The organism is Streptomyces sp. NPDC041940 (assembly GCF_055589465.1).
Genome location: NZ_JBVJBP010000011.1, coordinates 13,313 through 34,137, shown reverse-complemented (window position 1 = coordinate 34,137; position 20,825 = coordinate 13,313). Strand labels below are relative to the sequence as shown.

Genomic DNA, 20,825 nt, shown 5'->3' with positions numbered 1-20,825 from the left:
TGCACGAGAGAGTAGAGCACTGCGAATCTCCGTCCCCTGCCTTCTTTTGGCGTAGGAGTTGTGTTCTCAGTTCGCCACTTATGTGACGAGATGCAACGGTCTGCATATGGTTTCGTCACAGAACGCTGAAATGATCAGAACGAGCGACTGCCGCCGCCGCAGGGCGAGTCCGGCATTCGTGCTCTTCGCGGCCGCCGTGATACTCGGCGTTGCCACCAGCGCGGAAGCCCTGCCGTCTGCCCGGTTCGGGCCCGACTGGGACGCCATCGCCGCGTGCGAGTCGGGCGGGAACTGGAAGGCGAACACCGGCAACGGCCACTACGGCGGCCTGCAGTTCACCCAGTCCAGCTGGGTAGCGGCCGGAGGACGCAAGTACGCCTCGCGCGCCGACCTGGCCACCCGCAAAGAGCAGATCACGGTGGCCAGGCGTTTGGCCGCGTTGCAGGGGATGTCCGCATGGTCCTGCGCGCGGGTGAACTAGCCGGAATCGCCGCCGATTTCTGAGTCCGCTCGGCGAATCAGTACTCACCATGAGGGTGACTGGTGGTGATGGTCCCCGCGCTCCTGAGCGCCGGCACCGCTTCGAGCACGAGGATGGCGAGGTCGTCGGCGATGGGCTGGGTGCTGAAGTCATGGGTGGTCTGACGGATGCGCTCGGCGATGGCCTTGGCGCCGAGCCCCGTGCAGGTGGCGAGTATGCGCGCGAGGCCGTTGTCGTCGTCGAGTTGGCGTGTGCCGTTGCGGCGTTCGGTGACGCCGTCGGTGACGCAGAGAAGCGTTTCGCCCGGCGTGAGGGTGATGGTGTCGGCGTGGTAATTGGCGTGCTCTTCGACGCCGAGGAGTATCTGGGGGCGCGCGGCGGATATGACGGTGCCGTTTGTCGTCAGTCGTAGAGGTGGCGGGTGTCCGGCGCTGGCGATGGTGCACTGGGTGTTGCCGGTGGCCGGATCTGGTTCGAGTTCCCCGTAGAGCAGGCTGAGCAGGCGGGGGCCTTCGTGTTCGCCGCGCGGCGTGGTGGCTTCGGCGGCTTCCTCGGTCATCGCGTGGTTGAGGCGGTTGAGAAGGGCTTCGACGCCGTGGCCCTCGCGTGCGAGAAGTCGTACGAGGTGGCGGGCGAGACCGGTGACGGACATGGCTTCCATGTCATGGCCGGAGACGTCGCCGAGGAGGAAGCACCACCGGTGCCGGCCCATGGGGAACAGGTCGTAGAAGTCGCCGCCGACGGTCTGGCCTTCCGCCCAGGGCTCGTAGACGATCGCCGTGTCGATGCCGGGGATGGCGGCGAGCGAGGTGGGGAGCTGGCCGCGCTGGAGCGTACGGCTGATGGTCGCCTGGCGGGTGTAGTGGCGGGCGGTGACCACCGCCTGGGCCGTACGGCGGGCGACGTCTTCGATCAGTCGTACGACGGTGTCGGTGAGTTCGGGTTGTCCTGCCTGGCCGATGAGGAGTGTGCCGTGGTACCGGCCGCCGGCGACGAGGGGGAAGGCCAGCGCGGAGCCGCCTGTGTCGGGGGTCTTCTCGCCTTCGGGCCACGGCCAGGGGAGGCCGGTCGTGCTGAGCGCCGCGCTCGGGGGGTCCTTCTCCAGGGACCGGCGGAGGGTGCGGATGTGCTGTTCGTCGGTGTGCCAGACACGGGAGAGCCGCAGGCCGGCGTGGTCGGTGGTGAGCCATATGGCGCACCAGTCGGCGAGCCTGGGCACCAGGAGCTGTCCGGTGAGCGCGGCGACCATGTCCTCGTCCAGCTGTCCCGCGAGGAGTTCTCCGGCCTCGGCGAGGAACCACTGCCCTTCGCGTTCGGCCCACTGGGCTCGGTGTCCGGGATGTCCGCGCGGCAGGGCGGGCTCGGGAGGTGGCGGCGGGCGGCGGGTGACCTCGGCCGGGAGGCCGGCGACGCGGTGCTCGGTGGCGGTGAGCGGGGGTGCCGTCGCGCATTCCAGGCGGACCCACGTGGCCTTCCCGGTGCGCCGGCAGGTCACGCCCCAGGATTCGGCCAGTGAGTGCATGAGTTGCCGGCGGTAACCGTGCACGGGGCTGTGCGGGCTTGTGGTGCCGGCGGGACGGTCGGCGGGGCCGTGCTCCAGCACCTCGACCACGACACCCACCCACCCGGCCCCGGCACGGGTCTGTGCGGTCCCGGCCTCGGCCCAGGGACCGTGTGCGTGCGGTCCGGGCCCGACCTGGAGGTGACAGGCCACTTCGAGGCCGGACCCGGCGTGTGCGGCAGCGCTGGTGACCAGTTCGCTGGCGAGGAGCACGGCATCGTCGACGGACCGGTCGCTGATCGCCGGCGCCTCGGGGGAGTGGGGCGCGGTCCGTTCGGTGAGCACGGCGCGCACGAACTTGCGTGCCGCTGCCGCCGCGAGTTCGTTGGCGGGTACATGCATCCGTGCTGCTGCTGTTGAACGCGGACCCAAGGACCGTCGTGTCTGCGACCCCGCTTGTGGCCTCACGGCAACCCCTGCCAGCTCACTGCGGACGAGTACAGGACGAATGTAGCCTAAATGGTGAGTGGTCATATTTTGTGCCAAGAGAAGTGTGTTGTCATGGATTCTGTCGCTCGCTCCGAACTCGTTTCTTCTGAGCCGGAATCCGGGGAGCGGGAGCCCGGTGGACCCGGTTCCGCGGCCGCGACTCGGCCTGCGCCCGGCCCGGGGGGTGAGTGGGTGCATGTGGCCGAGTTGCGGCCGCTGCTGGCGGCCATGAGTTCGCTTTGTGACGGCGATTTCACTGTACGTATGGGTAACGTGCCCGAAGGGATTGTCGGGGAGCTGGCGGGGGCGTTCGACCAGCTCACCACGCGCAACGCGCATCTGGCGTCGGAGCTGGAGCGTGTGCGCCGTGAGGTGGTCCGGCAGGGGCGGCTGGACGAGCGGCTGGCGGCGAGTCCCGGGTCGGGCGGCTGGACGGCGAGCGTGGATGCGGCCAACGCACTGCTGGAGGCGCTGGCCGTCCCGATCGTGAATGCCACGCGCGTCCTGGACGCCGTCGCTGACGGTGATCTGACGCAACGCGCCGAGCTGCACGACGGCAGGCGCCAGCTGCGCGGTGATCTGCGGCGCCTGGGGCGCGGTGTGAACCGCATGGTGGAGCAGCTGTCGCTGTTCACCGGCGAGCTCACCCGGGTCTCCCGGGAGGTCGGTACCGAGGGCCGCCTCGGCGGGCGTGCCACGGTGCAGGGGCTGTCCGGCGACTGGCGCTATGTGACCGAGGCCGTCAACACGATGGCGTCCCGGCTGACCGCGCAGGTGCGTGACATCGCGGTGGTGACCACGGCGGTCGCGCGGGGTGATCTGACCCGGCAGGTCACGGTGGAGGCGACCGGCGAGCTGCTGGAGCTGAAGCTGACGGTGAACACGATGGTCGACCAGCTGCGGGCGTTCGCCGACGAGGTCACCCGGGTCTCCCGCGAGGTCGGCACGGAGGGGCAACTGGGCGGCCGGGCCCAGGTGCCGGGCGTGTCCGGGGTGTGGAAGGACCTCACGGACAACGTCAACTTCATGGCGTCGAACCTGACCTCGCAGGTGCGCAACATCGCCCAGGTGACCACGGCGGTCGCCACCGGCGATCTGAGTCAGAAGATCACGGTGGACGCCCGGGGCGAGATCCTGCAGTTGAAGCTGACGGTGAACACGATGGTCGACCAGTTGTCGGCGTTCGCGGGTGAGGTCACCCGGGTCGCCCGGGAGGTCGGCACGGAGGGCCGTCTCGGCGGCCGGGCCCAGGTCCGCGGGGTGTCGGGGGTGTGGAAGGACCTCACCGAGAACGTCAACTTCATGGCGGACAATCTCACCTCGCAGGTGCGCAACATCGCCCAGGTGGCCACGGCCGTCGCCCAGGGCGATCTGGGCAAGACGATCACGGTGGAGGCCAAGGGCGAGATCCTGGAGCTGAAGTCGACGATCAACACGATGGTCGACCAGCTGTCGGCGTTCGCGGGCGAGGTCACCCGGGTCGCCCGCGAGGTCGGCACCGAGGGCAACCTGGGCGGGCAGGCCCAGGTCCGCGGGGTGTCGGGGGTGTGGAAGGAGCTGACGGACAACGTCAACTTCATGGCGTCGAACCTGACCTCGCAGGTCCGCAACATCGCGCAGGTGACGACGTCGGTCGCCAACGGTGACCTGTCGAAGAAGATCACCGTCGATGCCCGCGGCGAGATCCTGCAGCTGAAGGAGACCGTGAACACGATGGTCGACCAACTGCGGGCGTTCGCCGACGAGGTCACCCGCGTCGCCCGCGAGGTCGGCACGGAGGGCCGGCTGGGGGGCCGGGCCCAGGTCCGCGGGGCGTCGGGGGTGTGGAAGGACCTCACCGACAACGTCAACTTCATGGCCTACAACCTGACCTCGCAGGTCCGCAACATCGCCCAGGTGGCCACGGCCGTCGCCCAGGGCGATCTGTCGAAGAAGATCGACGTGGACGCGCGCGGCGAGATCCTGGAGCTGAAGACCACCATCAACACGATGGTCGACACGCTCTCCTCGTTCTCCTCCGAGGTCACCCGCGTCGCCCGGGAGGTCGGCAGCGAGGGACAGCTGGGCGGCCAGGCGCGCGTCGAGGGCGTCTACGGAACGTGGAAACGGCTCACCACCAACGTCAACGAGCTGGCGCTGAATCTCACCACCCAGGTCCGGGCGATCGCGGAGGTGGCCAGCGCGGTCACCCAGGGCGACATGTCCCGCGCCATCACGGTCGAGGCGCAGGGCGAGGTCGCCGAGCTGAAGGACAACATCAACCTCATGGTCTCCAACCTCCGCGAGACCACCCGCGCCAAGGACTGGCTGGAGTCGAACCTGACCCGCATGGCCGGACTCATGCAGGGCCACCGCGACCTGGTGGAGGTCGCCGACCTGATCCTGCGCGAGCTGACCCCGCTGTTGAACGCACAGTTCGGCGCGTTCTTCCTGGCCGAAGCGGGGGCGCCACCCGGTGAGGGGCTGCAGTTCATCGCCGGGTACGGCACGGACCAGGCCGGCGGGGGCAGCCCGCTGCCGGGCACCGGTACCCCGGGCCGTGGGCTGATCGCACAGGCCGCGCAGGAGAAGAAACGCATCCTCATCACGGACGTACCGCCCGACTACATCACCATCAACTCCGGGCTCGGCACCGCCCGCCCGGCCAGCATCGTCATCCTGCCCATCATCTTCGAGGACCAGGTGCTCGGCGTGATCGAGCTGGCCTCGCTCAGCAAGTTCAACGATGTGCACCTGGCCTTCATCGACCAGTTCGTCAACACGATCGGCGTCTCGACCAACACGATCATCGCCAACTCCCGTACGGAGTCGCTGCTGTCGGAGTCCCAGCGGCTCACCTCCGAGCTGCGCGAGCGGTCCGACGAACTGCAGCGCTCCAACGCCGAGCTCGAGGAGAAGGCCGCACTGCTCGCGACCGCCTCGCAGTACAAGTCGGAGTTCCTGGCGAACATGTCGCACGAACTGCGCACCCCGCTGAACTCCCTGCTGATCCTGGCCCGGCTGCTCGCCGACAACCCCGACGGACACCTGGCTGAACAGGAGGTGCAGTTCGCGACCACCATCCACCGCTCCGGCTCGGACCTGCTCCAGCTGATCAGCGACATCCTCGACCTGTCGAAGATCGAGGCCGGGCGGATGGACGTGCGCCCCAAGACGCTCCCGCTGATCAAGCTGCTCGACTACGTCCACGCGACCTTCCGGCCGCTGACCATCGACCGCGGCCTGGGTTTCGAGATCGCGGTCGAGAAGGACGTACCGGCCGAGCTGTACTCCGACGAGCAGCGCCTGCAGCAGGTACTGCGCAACCTGCTGTCCAACGCCGTGAAGTTCACCCACGACGGCCATGTGGAGCTGCGCGTCAGCCGGGTGCTGGGCATGCACTTCACCGAGGAGACGCTCAAGAACGCCGAAGCCGTCATCGCCTTCTCCGTGAAGGACACCGGGATCGGCATCGCCTCCGACAAGCTTCCGATGATCTTCGAGGCGTTCCAGCAGTCCGAGGGGACCACCAACCGCAAGTACGGCGGCACCGGCCTCGGCCTGTCCATCAGCCGCGAGATCGCCGGAATGCTCGGCGGCAAGATCGTCGCCGAGAGCGAGCCGGGCGTGGGCTCCCGCTTCACCCTCTACATCCCCGCCCTCCACCCCGGAGCCACCGCCGTACAGGGCCCCGCGGACCTGCGCACCGTCGGCACCGCGCCCGCCCTTCCCCCGGAGCCCGCGCCGTCGGCGGTCACAGCCGCGGGCACCTCACCGGAGCACATGCTCGACAGTACGGAAGCCCTCCAGCCCGGCACCCAGGCCCCGCACCCGCCGGACGACCTGACGGGCAGTCAGGCCGCCGAGCCCACCAACGGCCGCGAGGACACCTGGCCGGAGACCACCCGGCTCAAGGAATGGCTCAGCGGCCGCCCCGGCCGCGTCCTGGCGGGTCGCCGCATCCTCATCGTCGACGACGACATCCGCAACGTCTTCGCCCTCACCCACGCCCTGGGCCGAGTCGGCATCACCGTGCGGTACGCGGAGAACGGCCGGGAGGGCCTCGAGGTCCTGGAGCGCGCCGCTGACGTCTCCCTGGTCCTGATGGACATCATGATGCCGGAAATGGACGGCTACGAGACCATCCGCACCATCCGGGACACCCCCCGCCTCGCCCACCTGCCGATCATCGCGCTCACCGCCAAGGCCATGCCCCAGGACCGCGACAAGGCGATCGACAGCGGCGCCAACGACTACGTGCCCAAGCCGGTCAACATCGACCGCCTGCTCTCGGCGATCTGCGACCTGCTCGACCCGCCCGACGACCCCCCGGCACCCGCAGAGGACCCGGACACCACTGCCGACGATCCGCCCGAGGACGCACGATGAACACCAACCTGGCCAACCCGTGCAGCATCCTCATCGTCGACGACATGGAGGAGAACCTCATCGCCTTCGAGGCCGTGCTCGGCCCACTGCACCAGCACCTGGTCCGCGCACGCTCAGGAGAACAAGCCCTCAAAGCCATGCTGCGCCAGGAGTTCGCCGTCGTCCTCCTCGACGTCCGCATGCCCGGCATGGACGGCTTCGAGACCGCCGCCAACATCAAACGCCTCGACCAGACCAAAGACGTCCCCATCATCCTGGTGACCGGAACCGAAGGCGGCGCCGACTACGCCTACCGGGGATACGCCATCGGCGCCGCCGACTTCATCGCCAAACCGGTCGACCCCTGGGTACTGCGCACCAAAGTCACCGTCTTCCTCGATCTGCACCGCAAGAACCGCCAGTTGGCGATGCGCGCAACCGGCACGGACACGGACCGGCTCACAGAGATCGCCCAGCAGCTCACCGAGATCAAGCTGCTACTGCGCAACAGACCGGAAGCCGAGGCCGATACGGCGGCACTCGCCGACCGCGTCGCAGAGGTGGAGCGCGCCGTGGGAACCCTCCTCCCGGAACGCACCGGCACTGAGTAAGGGCCTTCGCCTTCCGCTCCGCACCCGCACCGGAACAAGGCCTGATTGGGTTAAAGGAGGAGGTTAAATGAGGAGGTAAGGATTGCTAGGGTGGCCACGCGAAGGGAGATCCGCATGGCCACCGAGGAAGAGCTGTTCGCGTCCGTCGACGCCCTGTTGGAAGAGGAGCCGCAGCTCCCGCCCCCGGCGGAACGCGCCCGGCTGCGTGAGGCCGCCGGTATCACCCAGGCCCGTCTCGCTCTCGCGTTGAAGACGTCGACGCAGACGGTGAAGAACTACGAGAACGGCAGGAGCGAGCCGAAGTCGCCGCGCCTGGAGGCGTACCAGCGCCTCCTCAACGGCTGGGCGGCGAAGTACCCCGCGCATGGCATCCCGACTGCCCCGGCCACCGCGTCGAAGCCGGACACGCCGGACACGCCGGACACGCTCACCGGCCCGCCCGCCCCCGAACCGGAGAGCGCCGCGCCGCCGGAGGCACCCGCCGTCCCGGCCACCCCGCAGCGCCCCGTGCGCCCGGCCGCCCGCCCGGCGACCTCGTCGCAGCGCCTGGCCGCAGCGAATTCCGCGAAGCCCACCGTCGACACCGCCTTCCCGCACGGTCCGCTCGCCGTCCTGGACGGCGACGGCTCCGCATACGGCGTCGACGGGATCGTGCTGGACTGCCCCGCCTCCACCGTCCCCGACCTGGTGGAGTGGACGCTGCGCGAGTCCGGGCTCGGCGCGTCCAGGCTGCACCGCAACGGCCGTGACGCCGACCCGCTGATCGTGCTCACCACGGCCGCCGCCGTGAAGCTCGGACTGCCCGAGCGGTTGGAGGACCGCAGGGGCCTGCGGCTGGCGGAGGATCACCCGGTCGTCAAGCAGGTCACCAGGGCGAAGTGGAAGCTGACCAGACGCGGATTCGGCCCGTGGGCCCGCGTGTACCGCCCGGCCCAGGGCAATCAGCGGCAGTGCGTACAACTCGCGATCCTGCCCTGGGACGCCCTCGACGAGCGGTCCTGGCCCGGCGTGACGGACCTGGAACCGGCCGACATCGCCCGCGTCCTGGGCGTCTACGCACAGCGGGTCCTCACCCCGCGCGGGTCGACGGCCGTCTCCGGCCTGGAACTGATGACAGCGCTGCGCCCGCCCACACGCGCGGTGCAGGATCGTACGACCGGCCAGTGGAGTTCGGGCCACAACCCCGGCTCGCTCGGAACGGAACCGATCGACCCGGCCCCACCGGAATGCGTCCCCGAACACCCCCTGGTCGTGCACCACGACTGGCAGGGCGGCTTCCTCGACGAGGAGGCCTACCAGTGGGTGCGCGACGTCAATCTCCTCACCGGGGACGAGGTCTCCCTGCCCTGGGCGCTCGGGCTCGACCTGAACACCGCCTTCCTCGCCTCCGCCGCCCGCCTGGTGGTCGGCCTGTCCGCCCCGGACCACTTCCGTGCCCCGGTGTTCAACCCGAAGATTCCCGGCTCCTGGCTGGTGGACCTCTCGCACGTCGAGCTGGACCCTCGTCTGCCCAGCCCGTTCACACCCTCCGGCACCCGTCCCACCGGCCCGGCCTGGTACCAGACCCACACCGTCGCCTACGCCCAGGAACTGGGCTTCAACGTCCAGCCGCTGGAGGCATACCTGCGGCGGGAGACCGGCGCCTACCTGGACCCTTGGCACGACCGGCTGCGGACCGCGTACGTCGACACCATGGCCGACCTCGGCGTCACCCGGGACCTGGACGACCGCGCGTTCCTCGCGGCGATGGAGCGGCACAAGGACACCGACCCGGCCCTGGCCGCCGTACTCGCCGCCATCAAGGCCACCGTGAAGGGCGGAGTCGGCAAGCTCCGCGAGCGCCCCCAGGGCAAGGACTACCGGGAGGGCGATGCGTGGCCGGCCATGGAGCGCCCGACCTGGCGCCCGGACATCCGTGCCGCGGTCATCTCCAAGGCCCGGGTCAACATGCACCGCAAGCTGCTCAACATGGCCAGGATGACGGGCCTGTACCCACTCGCCGTGCTGTCCGACTGCGTCGTCTACCCCGCGCCGTCCCGCTCGCCGATCGACATCCTCCCCTACAGCACCTCCGGCAAGCCCATCCCCGGCACCTTCCGCCTCGGACCCACCCCGGGCCTGGCGAAGTTCGAAGGCGTCCAGGAGATGTCCTGGGCCGTCGACCTGATGGAAGCGGGCTACAACCCCGCCCGCCACATCAAGGGCGGCGACGCCGTCCTGGAAGAAGGGGAGTGACCGGTGACGGAGATCGAGGACGCGATCGAACGTGCGGACCGGGAGTCCTTCACCCGGGAGCCACCCAAGACGCTGAAGGGCCGGATCGGCTACCTGATCCGGCAGTTGGGCAGCGCGAAGGCCGTCGCCCAGGAGATCGGTGTCACCGCCGACTCCGTCAACCGCTACCGGCGCGGCGCCCGCAAGCACCCCCGGGCCGACGTCGCCACGAAGATCGACGAAGCGGTACGGGCCCGCTGGCAGCCACAGGTACGCAAGCGCCGCCGACGGCAGGCCGCCGCCACGGGCGGGATCACGGTGGAGACGAGGGCCCGCTTCGGTTACACCGCGCCGATCGGCACCACCGACGACGGCCGCTTCCGCCGCCTCACAGTGCACCTCCCACCGGAGTACGCCGGCCGCCTGTTCGACGCACAGGACGCCGGCGCCGGCGACGAGCAGATGCGGCAGATCATCGCCGACGGGTTCAAGGACGTGTACTTCCAGGACGGCGGCGCACGCGCGATGGGACTGTCGGACGTCGCCATCAACGACATCGACTACCTGGATCTCGACTTCTGACGCGGCCCCCCGCGGAACACGGCAGGCCGACGGTACCTCCGGACCTCTTGCACAGCGGCGGCTGCATAGGATCGTCGGCATGCCACTGCGACCTGTCAACGTGAACATGAAGGCTCTTGACGACTCGGCGGTCGGCCGATTCTGGGCGGAGGCGCTCGGCTGGGGCGTCTCCAGCGAGGGACCCGGCGTGACCAACGTCGAACCCGTCGGTGACTACGTCTGGCCGGACCCGGTCGCCGTCTGCGTCGACGTCGTCACCGTCCCCGAACCCAAGACAACGACGAAGAACCGCGCGCACCTCGATCTCGCCACCACCTCCGCGGCCCATCAGGCGGAGTTGATCGCGCGCCTCCAGGCTCTCGGTGCGACGCCCGCCGACGTGGGCCAGGGCGACGTGCCGTGGACGGTCCTCGCCGACCCGGAGGGCAACGAGTTCTGTGTGCTGGAGCCCCGGGAGATCTACCGCGACACCGGGCCCATCGCCGCGGTGGTGGTCGACTGCGTGGATCCGCGGGCCATGGCCCGGTTCTGGGGCGAGGCGACGGACTGGACCCTGCACGAGGTGACGGACGATCAGGCGGTACTGCGCTCCGCCAAGGGCGTCGGCCCGTATCTGGAGTTCCTCCGCACACCCGGAGTGAAGACCGTGCCGGACCGCGTTCACATCGACCTGCTGCCGTACCCCGGTGACGACAAGGCAGCAGAGGTGGCCCGCCTGCGCACCCTCGGCGCCACCGACCTCGACCTCGGCCAGGGCGACGTCCCGTGGACATGCCTGGCCGACCCGGAGGGTCACGAGTTCTGCGTCCTCGGCCGTCCTGACACGCAGCCTTGACCCGACGTATCCGAGTGCGGACACCACTTGTCCATCACAGAGCCGGAGTTGTTGACTCGCTCGGTCCGGCGACCAGCGCCGTACCGATCTCGCGGAAGCCGAGTCGGGCGTAGATCTGCGCGATGTCGTCGTCACTTGCCGACAGGAAGACGATCTCGGCACCCCGCGACCGGGCGTCGGCCACCAGCGCCCCGGTGACCGCGAGTGCGAGACCGCGACGTCGAGCCGCGGGAAGCGTTCCGACGCCGACGATCTCGCTGACTCCTCCGAGCGGTTGGTGCCGGCCCGCGGACAGAGCACCCCCGTGCTCGACGGCTGCGGCGACCACGGTAAGACCTGCTCGCATACGCGCGATCGCGTTCCACCGATCCGTCAACCTCAGTGCGCAGCGCCTCGGTGGCCTCCTCCCGCCCTTCAGGGCTGTCCAGTCGGACGTCTGGCTGCAGCGCGGTGAACTCGATCCGGGTCTGGCCGGGAAGGTGTTCGTTCGCGGCCAGTACCCACCCTTGTGCCTGCCCGGTCGCCTCGACCAGATGGCCAGCGGTATGCAGCGCGGCATGCGCGATGCCCGCCGGAAGGTCGATGCGGACCTCGACCGGCTGCCCGACCCAGAAGACCGGCAGTGCGGCCTCGCCGCAGGCCACGGCCACGACGAGCCCGGAATCATGGCCCGCACGGGGACGATCTCGTGGCCGTCCATCCACCCCCGGTCGGCGGGCTGGCCTCGCTTTGCGGATGGAACAGACAGTGCTCGACCGCCGCCCACGGCACACCGTCGCGCTCGCCGATGGCGGCCACCTGGGTATGGGCCTGCTCCTCGTACGTGTCCGAGTAGGAGGCGGGTATCTGCATGACGCCCTCACTGGTGGTCCCGAACCCGTCGGCGTTGGTGAACTCGAAGAAGGTCTCGACAGCTCTGCCGAGGAGTCGGCCGAGCCGCGTGGTACTGCTTCGGTCCGACCCGGGGGTCGGAGCCGCGCCCGTCGTCCGGAGCGTTCACGTTCAATCCATTGCAATGAACAGACTCTGCTCGTTGCGTTCTGTGGAAGCTATTGCAATGACATTGAGGTAGCTGACCTGCACGAATAGCAACTCCCCGCGAAAATGCGCTTGCGCATACTATGAACGCAACGTAGCGTTTCTATTGTAAGAAACAGGGCATGGGAGACGTCGCAAGCCGAGAGGTACACGTTTCGGGCAGCGGCCGATCAAGGGGGTTGTTCATGGCAGCGCAGAGCCGACAAGTGGCGGCACCCGGCGTCTCTATCGCCTTCGCGCGCTTCGTGCTGTGCGGCGGCGGAGTGGGGCTCGCCTCGAGCTTCGCCGTGGCGGCGCTCGCCTCCTGGATCCCGTGGGTTCTGGCCAACGCCTTGGTCACCGCGGTTTCCACGCTCATCGCAACCGAGTTGCACGCCCGTTTCACCTTCGGTGCCGGCGGGCGCGCGACGCGGCGCCAGCACGCGCAGTCGGCCGGGTCCGCGGCGGCCGCGTATGCGGTGACCTGTGTGGCGATGCTGATCCTGCACCAGTGGGTGGCCGTACCCAGTGCGGTGATCGAGCAGGCCGTCTATCTGTCCGCCTGCGCCCTCGCCGGTGTCGCACGGTTCGCGGTGCTGCGCCTTGTTGTCTTCGCCCGGAACCACTCGCAGGCCGCGGCCGCTGCCCGCACCGCACGTCCCGTGCACGCGACCCTGGCCCGCGCCGCAGCACCGGCCGGCCCGGCGACGCTCTGCCGGACCGCCTGACCCTTCCGCCGACAACGGCCCGCATCACGAGCTGTCCACCAGCGGCACGGCGGCACGGCGGGCAGCCCGCAGCCGTACTCGCGGGCTCCGCGCTGACCCGTGGGCCACGGACCGATCAGGCCACCGGCGCAAGGACTGGCGTAGCGCGTTCTACTCCACGCCTCGCCCGCCGCCGCGTCGTTCCACCAGTCCGTCGGCACCGCGACCACCGCAGCTCCGTTCATCTGGCTTCGGAGTTGAGTCCCGACCTCACAAAACGATCGGTCGATACGCCAGGGCCTGATCGACCACCTCACCAGCCGAAAGCTCCCGCTCCGGCGGCCAGAAGACCAAGTCGCTGACGTGACCAGGCGGGCATGCCAGTGATCTGTCGAGCCTGTCCAGCCAGTCGGCCACCTCGTCGTCGGAGGCGTGGTCCGCCTCCATGATCTGCTGTCCGAGCGCGACCGCCTCCGCCCGGCTCACCCCCGCCCGGGTCCGCCGAGGGTTCAGGAACATTCGCGCTCACCTGGCCTGCCCGACCCGTGTTCCCAAACGTCGAGGCGCCGGCCCCGGACGGCCACCCGGCGCCAAGAACAAACACCGGGCACCCCGCTACGACGTCGGCAGAACCGTCAAACGCCCCGAGACCCTCAAGGCCATCGGCAAGCCCGGAAGATCTTGGTAGATAAAGAACAAGCTGAGCGGAAGTCCACCGGGTGGCCGATCGCCGGCGCTCGGTGATCGGCCACGGGTGCACCTACCGGTTCAGCGGCCTGCTGAGGAGGCGCGCTCCTGGCGGGGCGTAACCAGAGTCACCGCGCAGCCAGGCGCGAAGAAGCCCTTCCCGCCGTACGGACGGGTGAACTCTCAGAGAGTGCCGGAGTCGGCGATGGTGACGGTGGCCGAGGTACGGCCGGATCGCGAGCCGTAGCCCTCGATCTTCCGTACGAGTTCCATGCTGCTCTCGTCGGCGACCTCGCCGAACACGACGTGCTTGCCGTCAAGCCACGATGTCACGATCGTGGTGATGAAGAACTGAGAGCCGTTGGTGTTCGGGCCGGCGTTGGCCATGGAGAGCTGGCCCGGCTTGGTGTGCTTGAGTGTGAAGTTCTCGTCGGCGAACTTTTCGCCGTAGATGCTCTTGCCGCCCGTGCCGTCGCCGCGGGTGAAGTCACCGCCCTGGAGCATGAACTGCGGGATGACGCGGTGGAAGGAGGAGCCCTTGTAGCCGAAGCCCTTCTCGCCGGTCGCCAGCGCGCGGAAGTTCTCCACGGTCTTGGGGGCGACGTCGTCGAACAGGTTCATGTTGATCCGGCCGGCGGGAACATCGTCGATGGTGATGTCGAAGAACACCTTGATAGTCATGCCCACATGCTGACATCTGGGCATCGTCCGGAACGGCCCACCCCCCCCCAGGCGCCCCTCCCTCCCTCACAGACCGCGTTGCACCCAGACGCGGGACGGCGAAGAAGCGGTGCTCGGCGTCGGCCAGATCCGAACAGTCCGTCGGCGATCCGCCGCAGTACGGCCTCCCCGCCAGAAACTGGTGTCTTCACCGAGGCTATTTGCCGCTCCCAGCTTCATGGAGGGCTAAGCACAGGTGAGCACAAGTGTTCGCCCTATGGTTCCTCGGCTCCGGGATTGTGTGGCTTGATCCGTCTTCGCGCAGACAGCGCCTGTTACGGCGAGAGTCGTACGCTTTGTCACCGCTGACATGACCGGGCCGGATGCGGGCCTGCTCGCCCTGCGGGCGAATACTGCAACTCCCGAATACCCGCTGCGCTCAGGGCCGGCGACCCCATGCCGCCCGTCGACATCCGTCCATCTGTGTGTCCTGCGCGGCCGCCGGGCAGCACCACCGGTATGACATGCCGGCCCGCCGAACGCACCGCCGGCCCGCCCGCGTTCGGCGCACCACAGCAGGTCTGGGAGGATGGCCGGCAGCCGTCCGTACCGGGTCCGGGAATCCGCGGGCGGCGAGAGACGGGCGGGTACGGGCAGCGGCCCGGCGGGCGGGAGAGCGGAGCGGTGCGGCATATGCCTCAGTACCCGGAGTACCTCGCCGCGGTCGTGTTTGCCGCGGGCGGCGTCGTCAACGCCCTGCTGGCACCGCACCGGTTCTCCACCGCCGTCCTGTTCTGCCTCGCGGTGACCTCTGCCGGACTCGGCGTGGCCGGTCGCAGTGCGGCGGCCCACCCGACCATCGCAACCGTCCTCGCCGTCGCCGCTCTTCTCCTGGCGCTCGTGTTGGGCCTGCTGTTGCTGGCCGACGGCGTCCTCCTGGTCCGGCGCTACGGACCGCAGGCAGCCCTGCTGGCGACCGGGGCCGCCGGCTGCGGGGTGCTGGCGGTGCTCGGCCTCAACGCAGTCTTCCACGCGGTGGGCGGCGAAGCGTTCGGTGTCATCGTGGTCGCGGTGAACGCGGCCGCGGGATATCTCACTCTGCTCTTTCTCGTCTTCGCCGGCTATGTGTTCGTCCGGGGCCGGAGCACCCCCTTGCCGGAGTCCACCCATGTCGTCGTCCTGGGCGCGGGGCTCGACGGCGACCGGCCCGGCCCACTGCTGACCCGCAGGCTGGAGCGCGCCCTTGAGATTGACGCCGCTCGCGCACCGGACACGCCTCGTGTGGTGTTCGTCCTCTCGGGCGGCCAGGGTGACGACGAGGTCCGCTCCGAGGCGGACGCGATGGCCGAGTATCTGCGCGGACGCGGAGTGCCCGCCGACCGGATCGTGCGGGAAGACCGCTCCGTCAACACCGGGCAGAACCTCCGCTTCAGCGCGGCCCTCGTGGACGGCACCATTCCCGGCCACCGTGCCACGGTGGTCACCAGCGGCTTCCACGTCTACCGCACGACCCTGCTGGCCCGCCGCGTCGGCGTGCCCGTGCACGTCGTGGGCGCGCCGACCTCCCCCGCCTACTGGCTGGCCGCGACACTGCGCGAATTCGCCGCCACCCTGTGGCTGGACCGCCTTCTGCTGGTCGGACTCAGCCTGCTGCTGGCAGTCCCGGTGGCGACGGCGGTCTTGGAGCACTGAAGCGCCGGCCGCAGATACGAAGCCCTAACAAAGGCGCCGTACATGGCGCGGTTGAGGCTGAGGAGGGGAGAGGGCTGGCCGGGCTGCCCGAGCGGTGCGCGCAGCCCGCTGCGCGGGGTGCGTGCGGCTATGGCTGTGACCGGAAACGTTCACCGGTCTGGGGCCCGGGGCATCCACCGGATTGTGTGACACGGAGGGTTTGCTCGTTCCGTTAGGGTGCGCCGACCCTGTACTTCCATCCTGACTATCTCGATGCAGTACGCGCCGAACAGAGAACGACCACGGTACGTTTCCGTGACCCGGTAGAGACAGGCACTACCGGGTGTCGTCACGCAGGTCACTGCTAAGGGGGGAGCGGCAGAGATGGGACGGAGGTTAAAGAACAAGCTGAGACCGTGTTCGAGATCTCGATCTAGGGATGGTCAGGTCGGGGAACAGAATCCGGTTGCGCCGTGGTGAAGGATGAGCAGCGTGGTTACCAAGGAGCGCGCCGTGCAGCTGGTCAAGGCCCTGCTGTCGAGACAGCGGCAGGAGTCACCATGGATGGCACGACTGCCCGCGCTAGCAGTCTGCGACGTAAAGGAGCACGCTCTCGGGTGGCTGGTCGTCTGGCAATCGGTGGAGTACATCCGCAGCCGCGACGTCGGGAAGATGTTGGTGGGCCACGGGCCCTACCTTGTGGACCGGCAGGACGGGAGTATCCACCACATCCCTGCCACCACATACGTAGCCGGTGTCTGGGAGGACCTCTACCTCCAGCAGATCAGGGGGGTCCGGCCGCCCGACCCGCTGGTCGCGGCCGTTGAGACGCTCGTGCACTCCGAGGGGACCATGGCCGCGATGCGCCACCTGCGGAAGCAGGCCCCGCTGTTGGGGCTGCACCAGGCGAAGGCCTATGTCCTGGCCGTCCGGGACGGAGACGAGCCGCCGGAGGAGCTGGTCGACCTCACCCGGTCGCCGGAGACATGCCCTCCGCTGTCCATCGGCACCCTGGCTGGCCCGGTTCAGTAGCGGTCCGGTAAAGGGGACGGGGTCCTAGCCGTGCGGCCGGCCCTCGCCGGGCGAGTCGGCGGACCATGATGCCGATCGTCACCCGCCGCGCCGCCACCGTGCGCGACATGGGCATCGAGCAGCGCCCCGTCCCCGACCGCACCTCCGGCCACTCCCTGGTTGGCGTCCACGCGGCCACGGCCAACCAGCTCGCCAACTCGCTGCGCACCGGGAGCTTCGGGGCTCCGCCCCTTCCCCTGGTCCTCGGCAACCAAGGCTCGGGCACGGTCGACGAAAGCGACATCTTCCCCACCGGCACCCGGGTCGCCCTCTACGGCCACAGCGACCTCGGCGTCACTCCCGACGGCTCCTACCAGCAGTGGGTCAGCGTCCCGGACAACCGCCTGCTCCCACTGCCGGACGCCGTCGACCTCGACGAAGGCGCCGCACACACCGTCAACTTCCTCACCGCCTACCTCGCCCTCACCAGCGCCGCCCACGTACAGCAGGGGCAGACCGACCTGGTCTCCACCGCACACAAGGCCCACCAGGCCCTGGACCTGGGCGCCGAGACTGCCATCGACCTGTTGGCGCAGGACCTGGCAACGGCCGTCGCCGAGACCACCGGCGGGCAGGGCGCGGACGCTGATCTGGACCCCGTGGGCGGCGACCGGCTCGGCGAACTGCTGCGCTCCGTCCGGCCGAGTGGCACCGTGGTCTCCCTCGGATTCACCGGCGGCAAGCAGACCGAACTCGACATCGTCGACCTGCTCATGGGCGAGAAGCACCTCACCGCCTACGCCGTCCACAACGAACCCGAGGAAGCGATCGCTCCTGGGCTCAAGACGATCGGCGAACTGGCCGCGCAGGGCGCCCTCCACCCCGTGATCGACAGCCGGTTCGCCCTCGACGACTTCGAGAACGCCTTCACCCGCCTCACCTCCCGGCAAGCGATCGGCGCGATCGTCCTCAACTTCTAATGGGGCGGCGGCGAGCAGGTCGCCCGGCTGGCACTTGAGGTACCTCGCAGAGTGCGGTGAGCGTCGCGAAGCGCACCGCCTTGGCGCGGCCGTTCTTGAGTACCGCCAGGTTGGCGGGCGTGATCCCTACGCGGTCCGCGAGCTCGCCCACGGACATCTTCCGCCTGGCCAGCATCACGTCGATGTCGACAGCGGTCGGCATCAGATCACCTCGTCCAGCTCAGCCTGCATCTGCGACGCTTCGACGTCGCGCGCGACGGCCTGGGCGAGCAGCATCCGCAGCACGAGGACGATGAGCGCGACCCCCAGGATGGCCACACCGACCCCGCCCATGATGACGGTGACGCCCGGGTCGTCCCGCTGGCCCGGCGCATTGATGAGCGTGACCGCGAACCACAGGAGGGCAGCCCCGACGATCGCGCCGATCACGCCGTCCACGTACCGGAAGGCGGCGTGGGAGAACACGGTTGCGCGTCGCACCATCGTCACCAGCCGCCATACGCAGATCAGGGCGACCTGGGCCGACAGCATGCCCAGGATCGTGATCACCCGCAGCGGGGTCAGCGGGAGCGACCCGTCCTCCGGGTCGCTCCCGCTGACCAAGGTCCACACCATCAATGCCTGCACGAACACGGTGCCGACGAGCACCACCACGAGCACGGCGCGCAGCGCACGCACGGTCAGCTTTCCCATGACCCATCCTTCCATCGAAACGCGATGGGAATCTATCGATATTCGATAGCTAGGGCAAGTGCTGGGATGAAGTGAGCGGCACTTTCGCTGTTTGCGGATCGGGCGCGATCGGTGGGCGGGGGAGGGGCCAGCCGCAGTCGTTGCGGCTTTCTGCCGCGCGCCTTCCCCGCCCGGCCGAAGCAATCGGCAACTGTCGCATGGCCGTTACCCGCGCACCCGCCTGGTCCAGCCAGTGCCGACCGCGTCCCGACCCAGCTCCGCACCCAGCTCCGCTCCGCCCCCGCCGGGCGGGGCTCTGGCTCTCAGGCCTGTCGGCGTCCGGAACTCACGGGCGGTCTCGGCGCGCACTCGGTCGTCGAGGCGGTCGGCACCTAGGAGTCGTTCATGCAGGCCATCGGCGCCACCCGCGGCGGCGGGCACCTGGGCTAGGTTGGCGTGAACTACGACGTGACGGTCCCCGGGATCGAGCTGTTCTTCGCTGGCATCCACACCCTTGGCGGACCCGCCCCGGTCCGCCGGTTCCTGCCCGACCTGATCCAGACGTGACCGACCCCGGGACGGCGGGCGTGCGCACGTCTGGGCACCGGTATGGGCATCGGTGCCCGGACTGTGTCCGGCTCGCCGTGGAGGTCAGGCGGTGAGGTCTTTCCGGAGGAGGGTGGTGAATGCGGTGGCGGACGCTTCCTGCTGCACGTCGACACTGGGCGCTGGTCCGCTGACCGCGGGGAGCTTGAGGGATTTGACCTCGGAGGCGGGGAAGTCCTCCCGTGCCAGGCCGAGCGTGACGTGGGGCCAGAAGCCGTCTTCCACGATGTTCAGGTGCTGGGTGATGTCCTGCTGGATGCGGGCGAGCTCGGGGTGGTGCTCGACGCCCAGGCGGACTTGTTCGCCCTTTTGGACGGTGGCCTCGTCGTATCGGTAGGCCGGGTTCTTCTTCAGGGTCCAGCTGCTGTGGCGTACCTCGCCGGTGAGGCGGATGGCCGGAGCGGACCAGGGGCCTTCGCTGATGAACGTGCGGGCGTCGGCCAGTTTCTGCTCGTCGGCGCCGTGGAGGAATCCCAGAGTGATGTGGATGTGCTCGGGTTGCTGCGGGTCGACGCGGTCCTGGACCTCGCGCTGCAGGTCGACCAGGTCGTCCACCAGCTCGGGCGGGACCCTCAAGCAGATGAAGGCATTCGTCGTCTGACCAATGGCCATCGCTTTCCTCCGTGTCGCTCAGCGCTTCCGCAGGGGCTTGCCGTCCGTGGGCGATCTCGTGGCCTCGGCCTCTGCGATGCAGGACGGGCCCAGCGCGCGAGGTACCCGCTGTTGGGCTGGCTGGCGCGAGGCAACACGGTGACCGCGATGGACGGGGTGCTCCTTCAAGAAATCAGCTCCGCCGCGCTCGCGCACCTCGGGATCTCACGCTTCGTGAGGGGCCCCGCCCGCTGGGGGGCCTTCCCGGCGAGGCCGGGCACGGTGCGCGTCCGGTTGGCCGTGCCGTAGCCGGTGGCCGCGCAGCTCGGCGCCGAGGACCCGTCCGGCGAACTCCCTCCGCAGTTGACGTCGCGGCACGCAGTCGCCCGCTGCGGCACAGGCAAGATGGCTGAGCGGGAGTCCCATCGGGTGGCCGATCGCCGGCACTCGGTGATCGGCCACGGGTGCGCCTACCGGTTCATCGGCTCACTGGGGAGGCGCGCTCCTGGCGGGGCGTAGGTGGAGGGCTTTGCCGTAGCTGTTGTCCAGCCAGATCCGGTGCTTCTCGCCGCTCCCGATCAGGCTGGGGTGGTTGCAGGTGTGGGCGTTGGAGGTCCCGGGGTTGACGGTGACCTCCACCCACTCCAGGCACCACGGCCGCGCGCTGCCGGCGCCTTCCATGCGCAGGTAGACCGGGAAGTACTCCAGGTCGGTGGTGTCGAGCTGCGGTGTGCGCGGGTCGTTCTCCTCGGCGTTCTCGACGTTGGAGCCCTCGCCGAAGTGGAACGTCGGGTCCGCGTTGCGGCCGAAGTCGGAGCCGGTGCTGTCGACGAGGAACTCGCGGCCTGCGATGCCGAGGTAGGCCCACGACCCTGTGTCAGCCCCCTCGACGTCCGCAGTCCAGATTCGCGCGGCGATCTGTGTGATGGCAGCCATGCTTCCCCTTTTCCTGCTTCGGTAGCGGCCCGCTCGGCCGCTGGTCACACGGGGTGTTCCGAGCAGAAACGATCCGCTACGCGCGGCCTCAACCCCGGTGGGGGGGGGGGGGGGGGGGGGGGGGGGGGGGGCGGGGGGGGGGGGGGGGGGGGGGGGGGGGGGGGGGGGGTGGGGGGGGGGGGGGGGGGGGGGGGGGGGGGTGGGGGGGGGGGGGGGGGGGGGGGGGT

The 20,825-nt window shown here is 69.4% G+C and carries 18 protein-coding genes and 4 pseudogenes; 12 read left to right on the top strand and 10 right to left on the bottom strand.

Annotated elements, in window-relative coordinates:
- Positions 1 to 130: 130 nt before the first annotated feature.
- Positions 131 to 481, top strand: a complete 351-nt coding sequence (locus ACZ6I3_RS19830) for a transglycosylase family protein (RefSeq protein ID WP_469416072.1) — start codon at positions 131 to 133, stop codon at positions 479 to 481.
- Between the two features lie 37 nt (positions 482 to 518).
- Here the strand turns inward: ACZ6I3_RS19830 and ACZ6I3_RS19825 are convergent, their stop codons facing one another.
- On the bottom strand, positions 519 to 2,384 hold the full coding sequence (locus tag ACZ6I3_RS19825; protein ID WP_469416071.1) for a SpoIIE family protein phosphatase: 1,866 nt from the start codon (positions 2,382 to 2,384) through the stop codon (positions 519 to 521).
- Positions 2,385 to 2,699: 315 nt separating this feature from the next.
- On the opposite strand from ACZ6I3_RS19825, the gene ACZ6I3_RS19820 reads away from it, so the two are divergent.
- The 5 genes from ACZ6I3_RS19820 to ACZ6I3_RS19800 all read left to right on the top strand — a co-directional run bounded on the left by ACZ6I3_RS19820 (position 2,700) and on the right by ACZ6I3_RS19800 (position 11,060).
- Positions 2,700 to 6,839: a HAMP domain-containing protein gene (locus ACZ6I3_RS19820; RefSeq protein ID WP_469416362.1), complete on the top strand. Its 4,140-nt coding sequence runs from the start codon at positions 2,700 to 2,702 to the stop codon at positions 6,837 to 6,839.
- Positions 6,836 to 7,429, top strand: coding sequence for a response regulator (locus ACZ6I3_RS19815; RefSeq protein WP_469416070.1), 594 nt, complete (start codon positions 6,836 to 6,838; stop codon positions 7,427 to 7,429). The genes ACZ6I3_RS19820 and ACZ6I3_RS19815 overlap by 4 nt, the downstream gene beginning before the upstream one ends.
- Before the next feature lie 114 nt (positions 7,430 to 7,543).
- Positions 7,544 to 9,664, top strand: coding sequence for a telomere-associated protein Tap (tap, locus tag ACZ6I3_RS19810; protein WP_469416069.1), 2,121 nt, complete (start codon positions 7,544 to 7,546; stop codon positions 9,662 to 9,664).
- A 3-nt stretch (positions 9,665 to 9,667) separates the two neighbouring features.
- Entirely contained in the window at positions 9,668 to 10,225 is a 558-nt protein-coding gene (gene tpg / locus ACZ6I3_RS19805; protein ID WP_469416067.1) for a telomere-protecting terminal protein Tpg, read from the top strand.
- A gap of 79 nt (positions 10,226 to 10,304) precedes the next feature.
- Positions 10,305 to 11,060 (top strand): VOC family protein, encoded by a 756-nt coding sequence (locus ACZ6I3_RS19800; RefSeq protein ID WP_469416065.1) that lies wholly within the window; start codon positions 10,305 to 10,307, stop codon positions 11,058 to 11,060.
- 34 nt (positions 11,061 to 11,094) lie between these two features.
- Here the strand turns inward: ACZ6I3_RS19800 and ACZ6I3_RS19795 are convergent, their stop codons facing one another.
- Both ACZ6I3_RS19795 and ACZ6I3_RS19790 read right to left on the bottom strand, forming a co-directional pair.
- A complete protein-coding gene (locus ACZ6I3_RS19795) occupies positions 11,095 to 11,406 on the bottom strand; it encodes a GNAT family N-acetyltransferase (RefSeq protein WP_469416063.1) in 312 nt (103 codons plus the stop codon).
- Between the two features lie 317 nt (positions 11,407 to 11,723).
- Entirely contained in the window at positions 11,724 to 11,912 is a 189-nt protein-coding gene (locus ACZ6I3_RS19790; RefSeq protein ID WP_469416062.1) for a hypothetical protein, read from the bottom strand.
- Between the two features lie 371 nt (positions 11,913 to 12,283).
- Between ACZ6I3_RS19790 and ACZ6I3_RS19785 the strand changes: the two genes are divergently transcribed.
- Positions 12,284 to 12,805 carry a GtrA family protein gene (locus tag ACZ6I3_RS19785; RefSeq protein WP_469416061.1) on the top strand — a complete coding sequence of 174 codons (522 nt, stop codon included), beginning with the start codon at positions 12,284 to 12,286 and terminating at the stop codon, positions 12,803 to 12,805.
- Between the two features lie 249 nt (positions 12,806 to 13,054).
- Here the strand turns inward: ACZ6I3_RS19785 and ACZ6I3_RS19780 are convergent, their stop codons facing one another.
- A complete protein-coding gene (locus tag ACZ6I3_RS19780) occupies positions 13,055 to 13,303 on the bottom strand; it encodes an e9imm peptide (RefSeq protein WP_469416060.1) in 249 nt (82 codons plus the stop codon).
- Here ACZ6I3_RS19780 and ACZ6I3_RS19775 point away from each other — a divergent pair.
- A pseudogene (locus tag ACZ6I3_RS19775) lies at positions 13,257 to 13,472 on the top strand (NF041680 family putative transposase); the annotation flags it as partial. The gene ACZ6I3_RS19780 and the pseudogene ACZ6I3_RS19775 sit on opposite strands and share 47 nt — an antisense overlap.
- Positions 13,473 to 13,654: 182 nt before the next feature.
- On the opposite strand, the gene ACZ6I3_RS19770 reads toward ACZ6I3_RS19775, so the two are convergent.
- Together ACZ6I3_RS19770 and ACZ6I3_RS19765 are read right to left on the bottom strand one after the other, a co-directional pair.
- Positions 13,655 to 14,152, bottom strand: a complete 498-nt coding sequence (locus ACZ6I3_RS19770; RefSeq protein WP_469416058.1) for a peptidylprolyl isomerase — start codon at positions 14,150 to 14,152, stop codon at positions 13,655 to 13,657.
- A 247-nt stretch (positions 14,153 to 14,399) separates the two neighbouring features.
- Positions 14,400 to 14,522, bottom strand: a pseudogene (locus ACZ6I3_RS19765) (IS5/IS1182 family transposase); the annotation flags it as partial.
- A 302-nt stretch (positions 14,523 to 14,824) separates the two neighbouring features.
- Between ACZ6I3_RS19765 and ACZ6I3_RS19760 the strand changes: the two are divergent.
- The 3 genes from ACZ6I3_RS19760 (at position 14,825) to ACZ6I3_RS19750 (ending at position 17,793) form a co-directional block, all read left to right on the top strand.
- Complete coding sequence (locus ACZ6I3_RS19760; protein ID WP_469416057.1) at positions 14,825 to 15,823, top strand: YdcF family protein; 999 nt, start codon at positions 14,825 to 14,827, stop codon at positions 15,821 to 15,823.
- A gap of 462 nt (positions 15,824 to 16,285) precedes the next feature.
- Positions 16,286 to 16,834, top strand: a complete 549-nt coding sequence (locus ACZ6I3_RS19755) for a YrhB domain-containing protein (RefSeq protein ID WP_469416055.1) — start codon at positions 16,286 to 16,288, stop codon at positions 16,832 to 16,834.
- Positions 16,835 to 16,899: 65 nt separating this feature from the next.
- On the top strand, positions 16,900 to 17,793 hold the full coding sequence (locus ACZ6I3_RS19750) for a quinone oxidoreductase family protein (RefSeq protein WP_469416054.1): 894 nt from the start codon (positions 16,900 to 16,902) through the stop codon (positions 17,791 to 17,793).
- Here ACZ6I3_RS19750 and ACZ6I3_RS19745 read toward each other — a convergent pair.
- A pseudogene (locus ACZ6I3_RS19745) lies at positions 17,776 to 17,995 on the bottom strand (helix-turn-helix domain-containing protein); the annotation flags it as partial. The gene ACZ6I3_RS19750 and the pseudogene ACZ6I3_RS19745 overlap by 18 nt on opposite strands.
- Complete coding sequence (locus tag ACZ6I3_RS19740) at positions 17,995 to 18,486, bottom strand: DUF2975 domain-containing protein (protein ID WP_469416052.1); 492 nt, start codon at positions 18,484 to 18,486, stop codon at positions 17,995 to 17,997. The pseudogene ACZ6I3_RS19745 and the gene ACZ6I3_RS19740, both read right to left, overlap by 1 nt.
- A gap of 312 nt (positions 18,487 to 18,798) precedes the next feature.
- Between ACZ6I3_RS19740 and ACZ6I3_RS19735 the strand changes: the two are divergent.
- Positions 18,799 to 19,026: pseudogene (locus ACZ6I3_RS19735) on the top strand (IMP dehydrogenase); the annotation flags it as partial.
- A gap of 90 nt (positions 19,027 to 19,116) precedes the next feature.
- On the opposite strand, the gene ACZ6I3_RS19730 reads toward ACZ6I3_RS19735, so the two are convergent.
- Together ACZ6I3_RS19730 and ACZ6I3_RS19725 are read right to left on the bottom strand one after the other, a co-directional pair.
- Positions 19,117 to 19,683 (bottom strand): 2'-5' RNA ligase family protein, encoded by a 567-nt coding sequence (locus ACZ6I3_RS19730; RefSeq protein ID WP_469416050.1) that lies wholly within the window; start codon positions 19,681 to 19,683, stop codon positions 19,117 to 19,119.
- Positions 19,684 to 20,148: 465 nt separating this feature from the next.
- Entirely contained in the window at positions 20,149 to 20,598 is a 450-nt protein-coding gene (locus ACZ6I3_RS19725) for a hypothetical protein (RefSeq protein WP_469416049.1), read from the bottom strand.
- Positions 20,599 to 20,825: the final 227 nt, after the last annotated feature.

Bases quoted from the DNA above. Each gene is read 5' to 3' on its own strand.
- ACZ6I3_RS19770 (WP_469416058.1), bottom strand. From the start codon at position 14,152: ATGACTATCAAGGTGTTCTTCGACATCACCATCGACGATGTTCCCGCC.
- ACZ6I3_RS19730 (WP_469416050.1), bottom strand. From the start codon at position 19,683: ATGGCCATTGGTCAGACGACGAATGCCTTCATCTGCTTGAGGGTCCCG.
- ACZ6I3_RS19750 (WP_469416054.1), top strand. From the start codon at position 16,900: ATGATGCCGATCGTCACCCGCCGCGCCGCCACCGTGCGCGACATGGGC.
- ACZ6I3_RS19820 (WP_469416362.1), top strand. From the start codon at position 2,700: ATGAGTTCGCTTTGTGACGGCGATTTCACTGTACGTATGGGTAACGTG.
- ACZ6I3_RS19800 (WP_469416065.1), top strand. From the start codon at position 10,305: ATGCCACTGCGACCTGTCAACGTGAACATGAAGGCTCTTGACGACTCG.
- tap (WP_469416069.1), top strand. From the start codon at position 7,544: ATGGCCACCGAGGAAGAGCTGTTCGCGTCCGTCGACGCCCTGTTGGAA.
- ACZ6I3_RS19725 (WP_469416049.1), bottom strand. From the start codon at position 20,598: ATGGCTGCCATCACACAGATCGCCGCGCGAATCTGGACTGCGGACGTC.
- ACZ6I3_RS19780 (WP_469416060.1), bottom strand. From the start codon at position 13,303: ATGTTCCTGAACCCTCGGCGGACCCGGGCGGGGGTGAGCCGGGCGGAG.
- ACZ6I3_RS19790 (WP_469416062.1), bottom strand. From the start codon at position 11,912: ATGCAGATACCCGCCTCCTACTCGGACACGTACGAGGAGCAGGCCCAT.
- ACZ6I3_RS19755 (WP_469416055.1), top strand. From the start codon at position 16,286: ATGAGCAGCGTGGTTACCAAGGAGCGCGCCGTGCAGCTGGTCAAGGCC.
- ACZ6I3_RS19825 (WP_469416071.1), bottom strand. From the start codon at position 2,384: ATGCATGTACCCGCCAACGAACTCGCGGCGGCAGCGGCACGCAAGTTC.
- ACZ6I3_RS19830 (WP_469416072.1), top strand. From the start codon at position 131: ATGATCAGAACGAGCGACTGCCGCCGCCGCAGGGCGAGTCCGGCATTC.
- ACZ6I3_RS19815 (WP_469416070.1), top strand. From the start codon at position 6,836: ATGAACACCAACCTGGCCAACCCGTGCAGCATCCTCATCGTCGACGAC.
- ACZ6I3_RS19785 (WP_469416061.1), top strand. From the start codon at position 12,284: ATGGCAGCGCAGAGCCGACAAGTGGCGGCACCCGGCGTCTCTATCGCC.
- ACZ6I3_RS19760 (WP_469416057.1), top strand. From the start codon at position 14,825: ATGCCTCAGTACCCGGAGTACCTCGCCGCGGTCGTGTTTGCCGCGGGC.
- ACZ6I3_RS19740 (WP_469416052.1), bottom strand. From the start codon at position 18,486: ATGGGAAAGCTGACCGTGCGTGCGCTGCGCGCCGTGCTCGTGGTGGTG.
- ACZ6I3_RS19795 (WP_469416063.1), bottom strand. From the start codon at position 11,406: ATGCGAGCAGGTCTTACCGTGGTCGCCGCAGCCGTCGAGCACGGGGGT.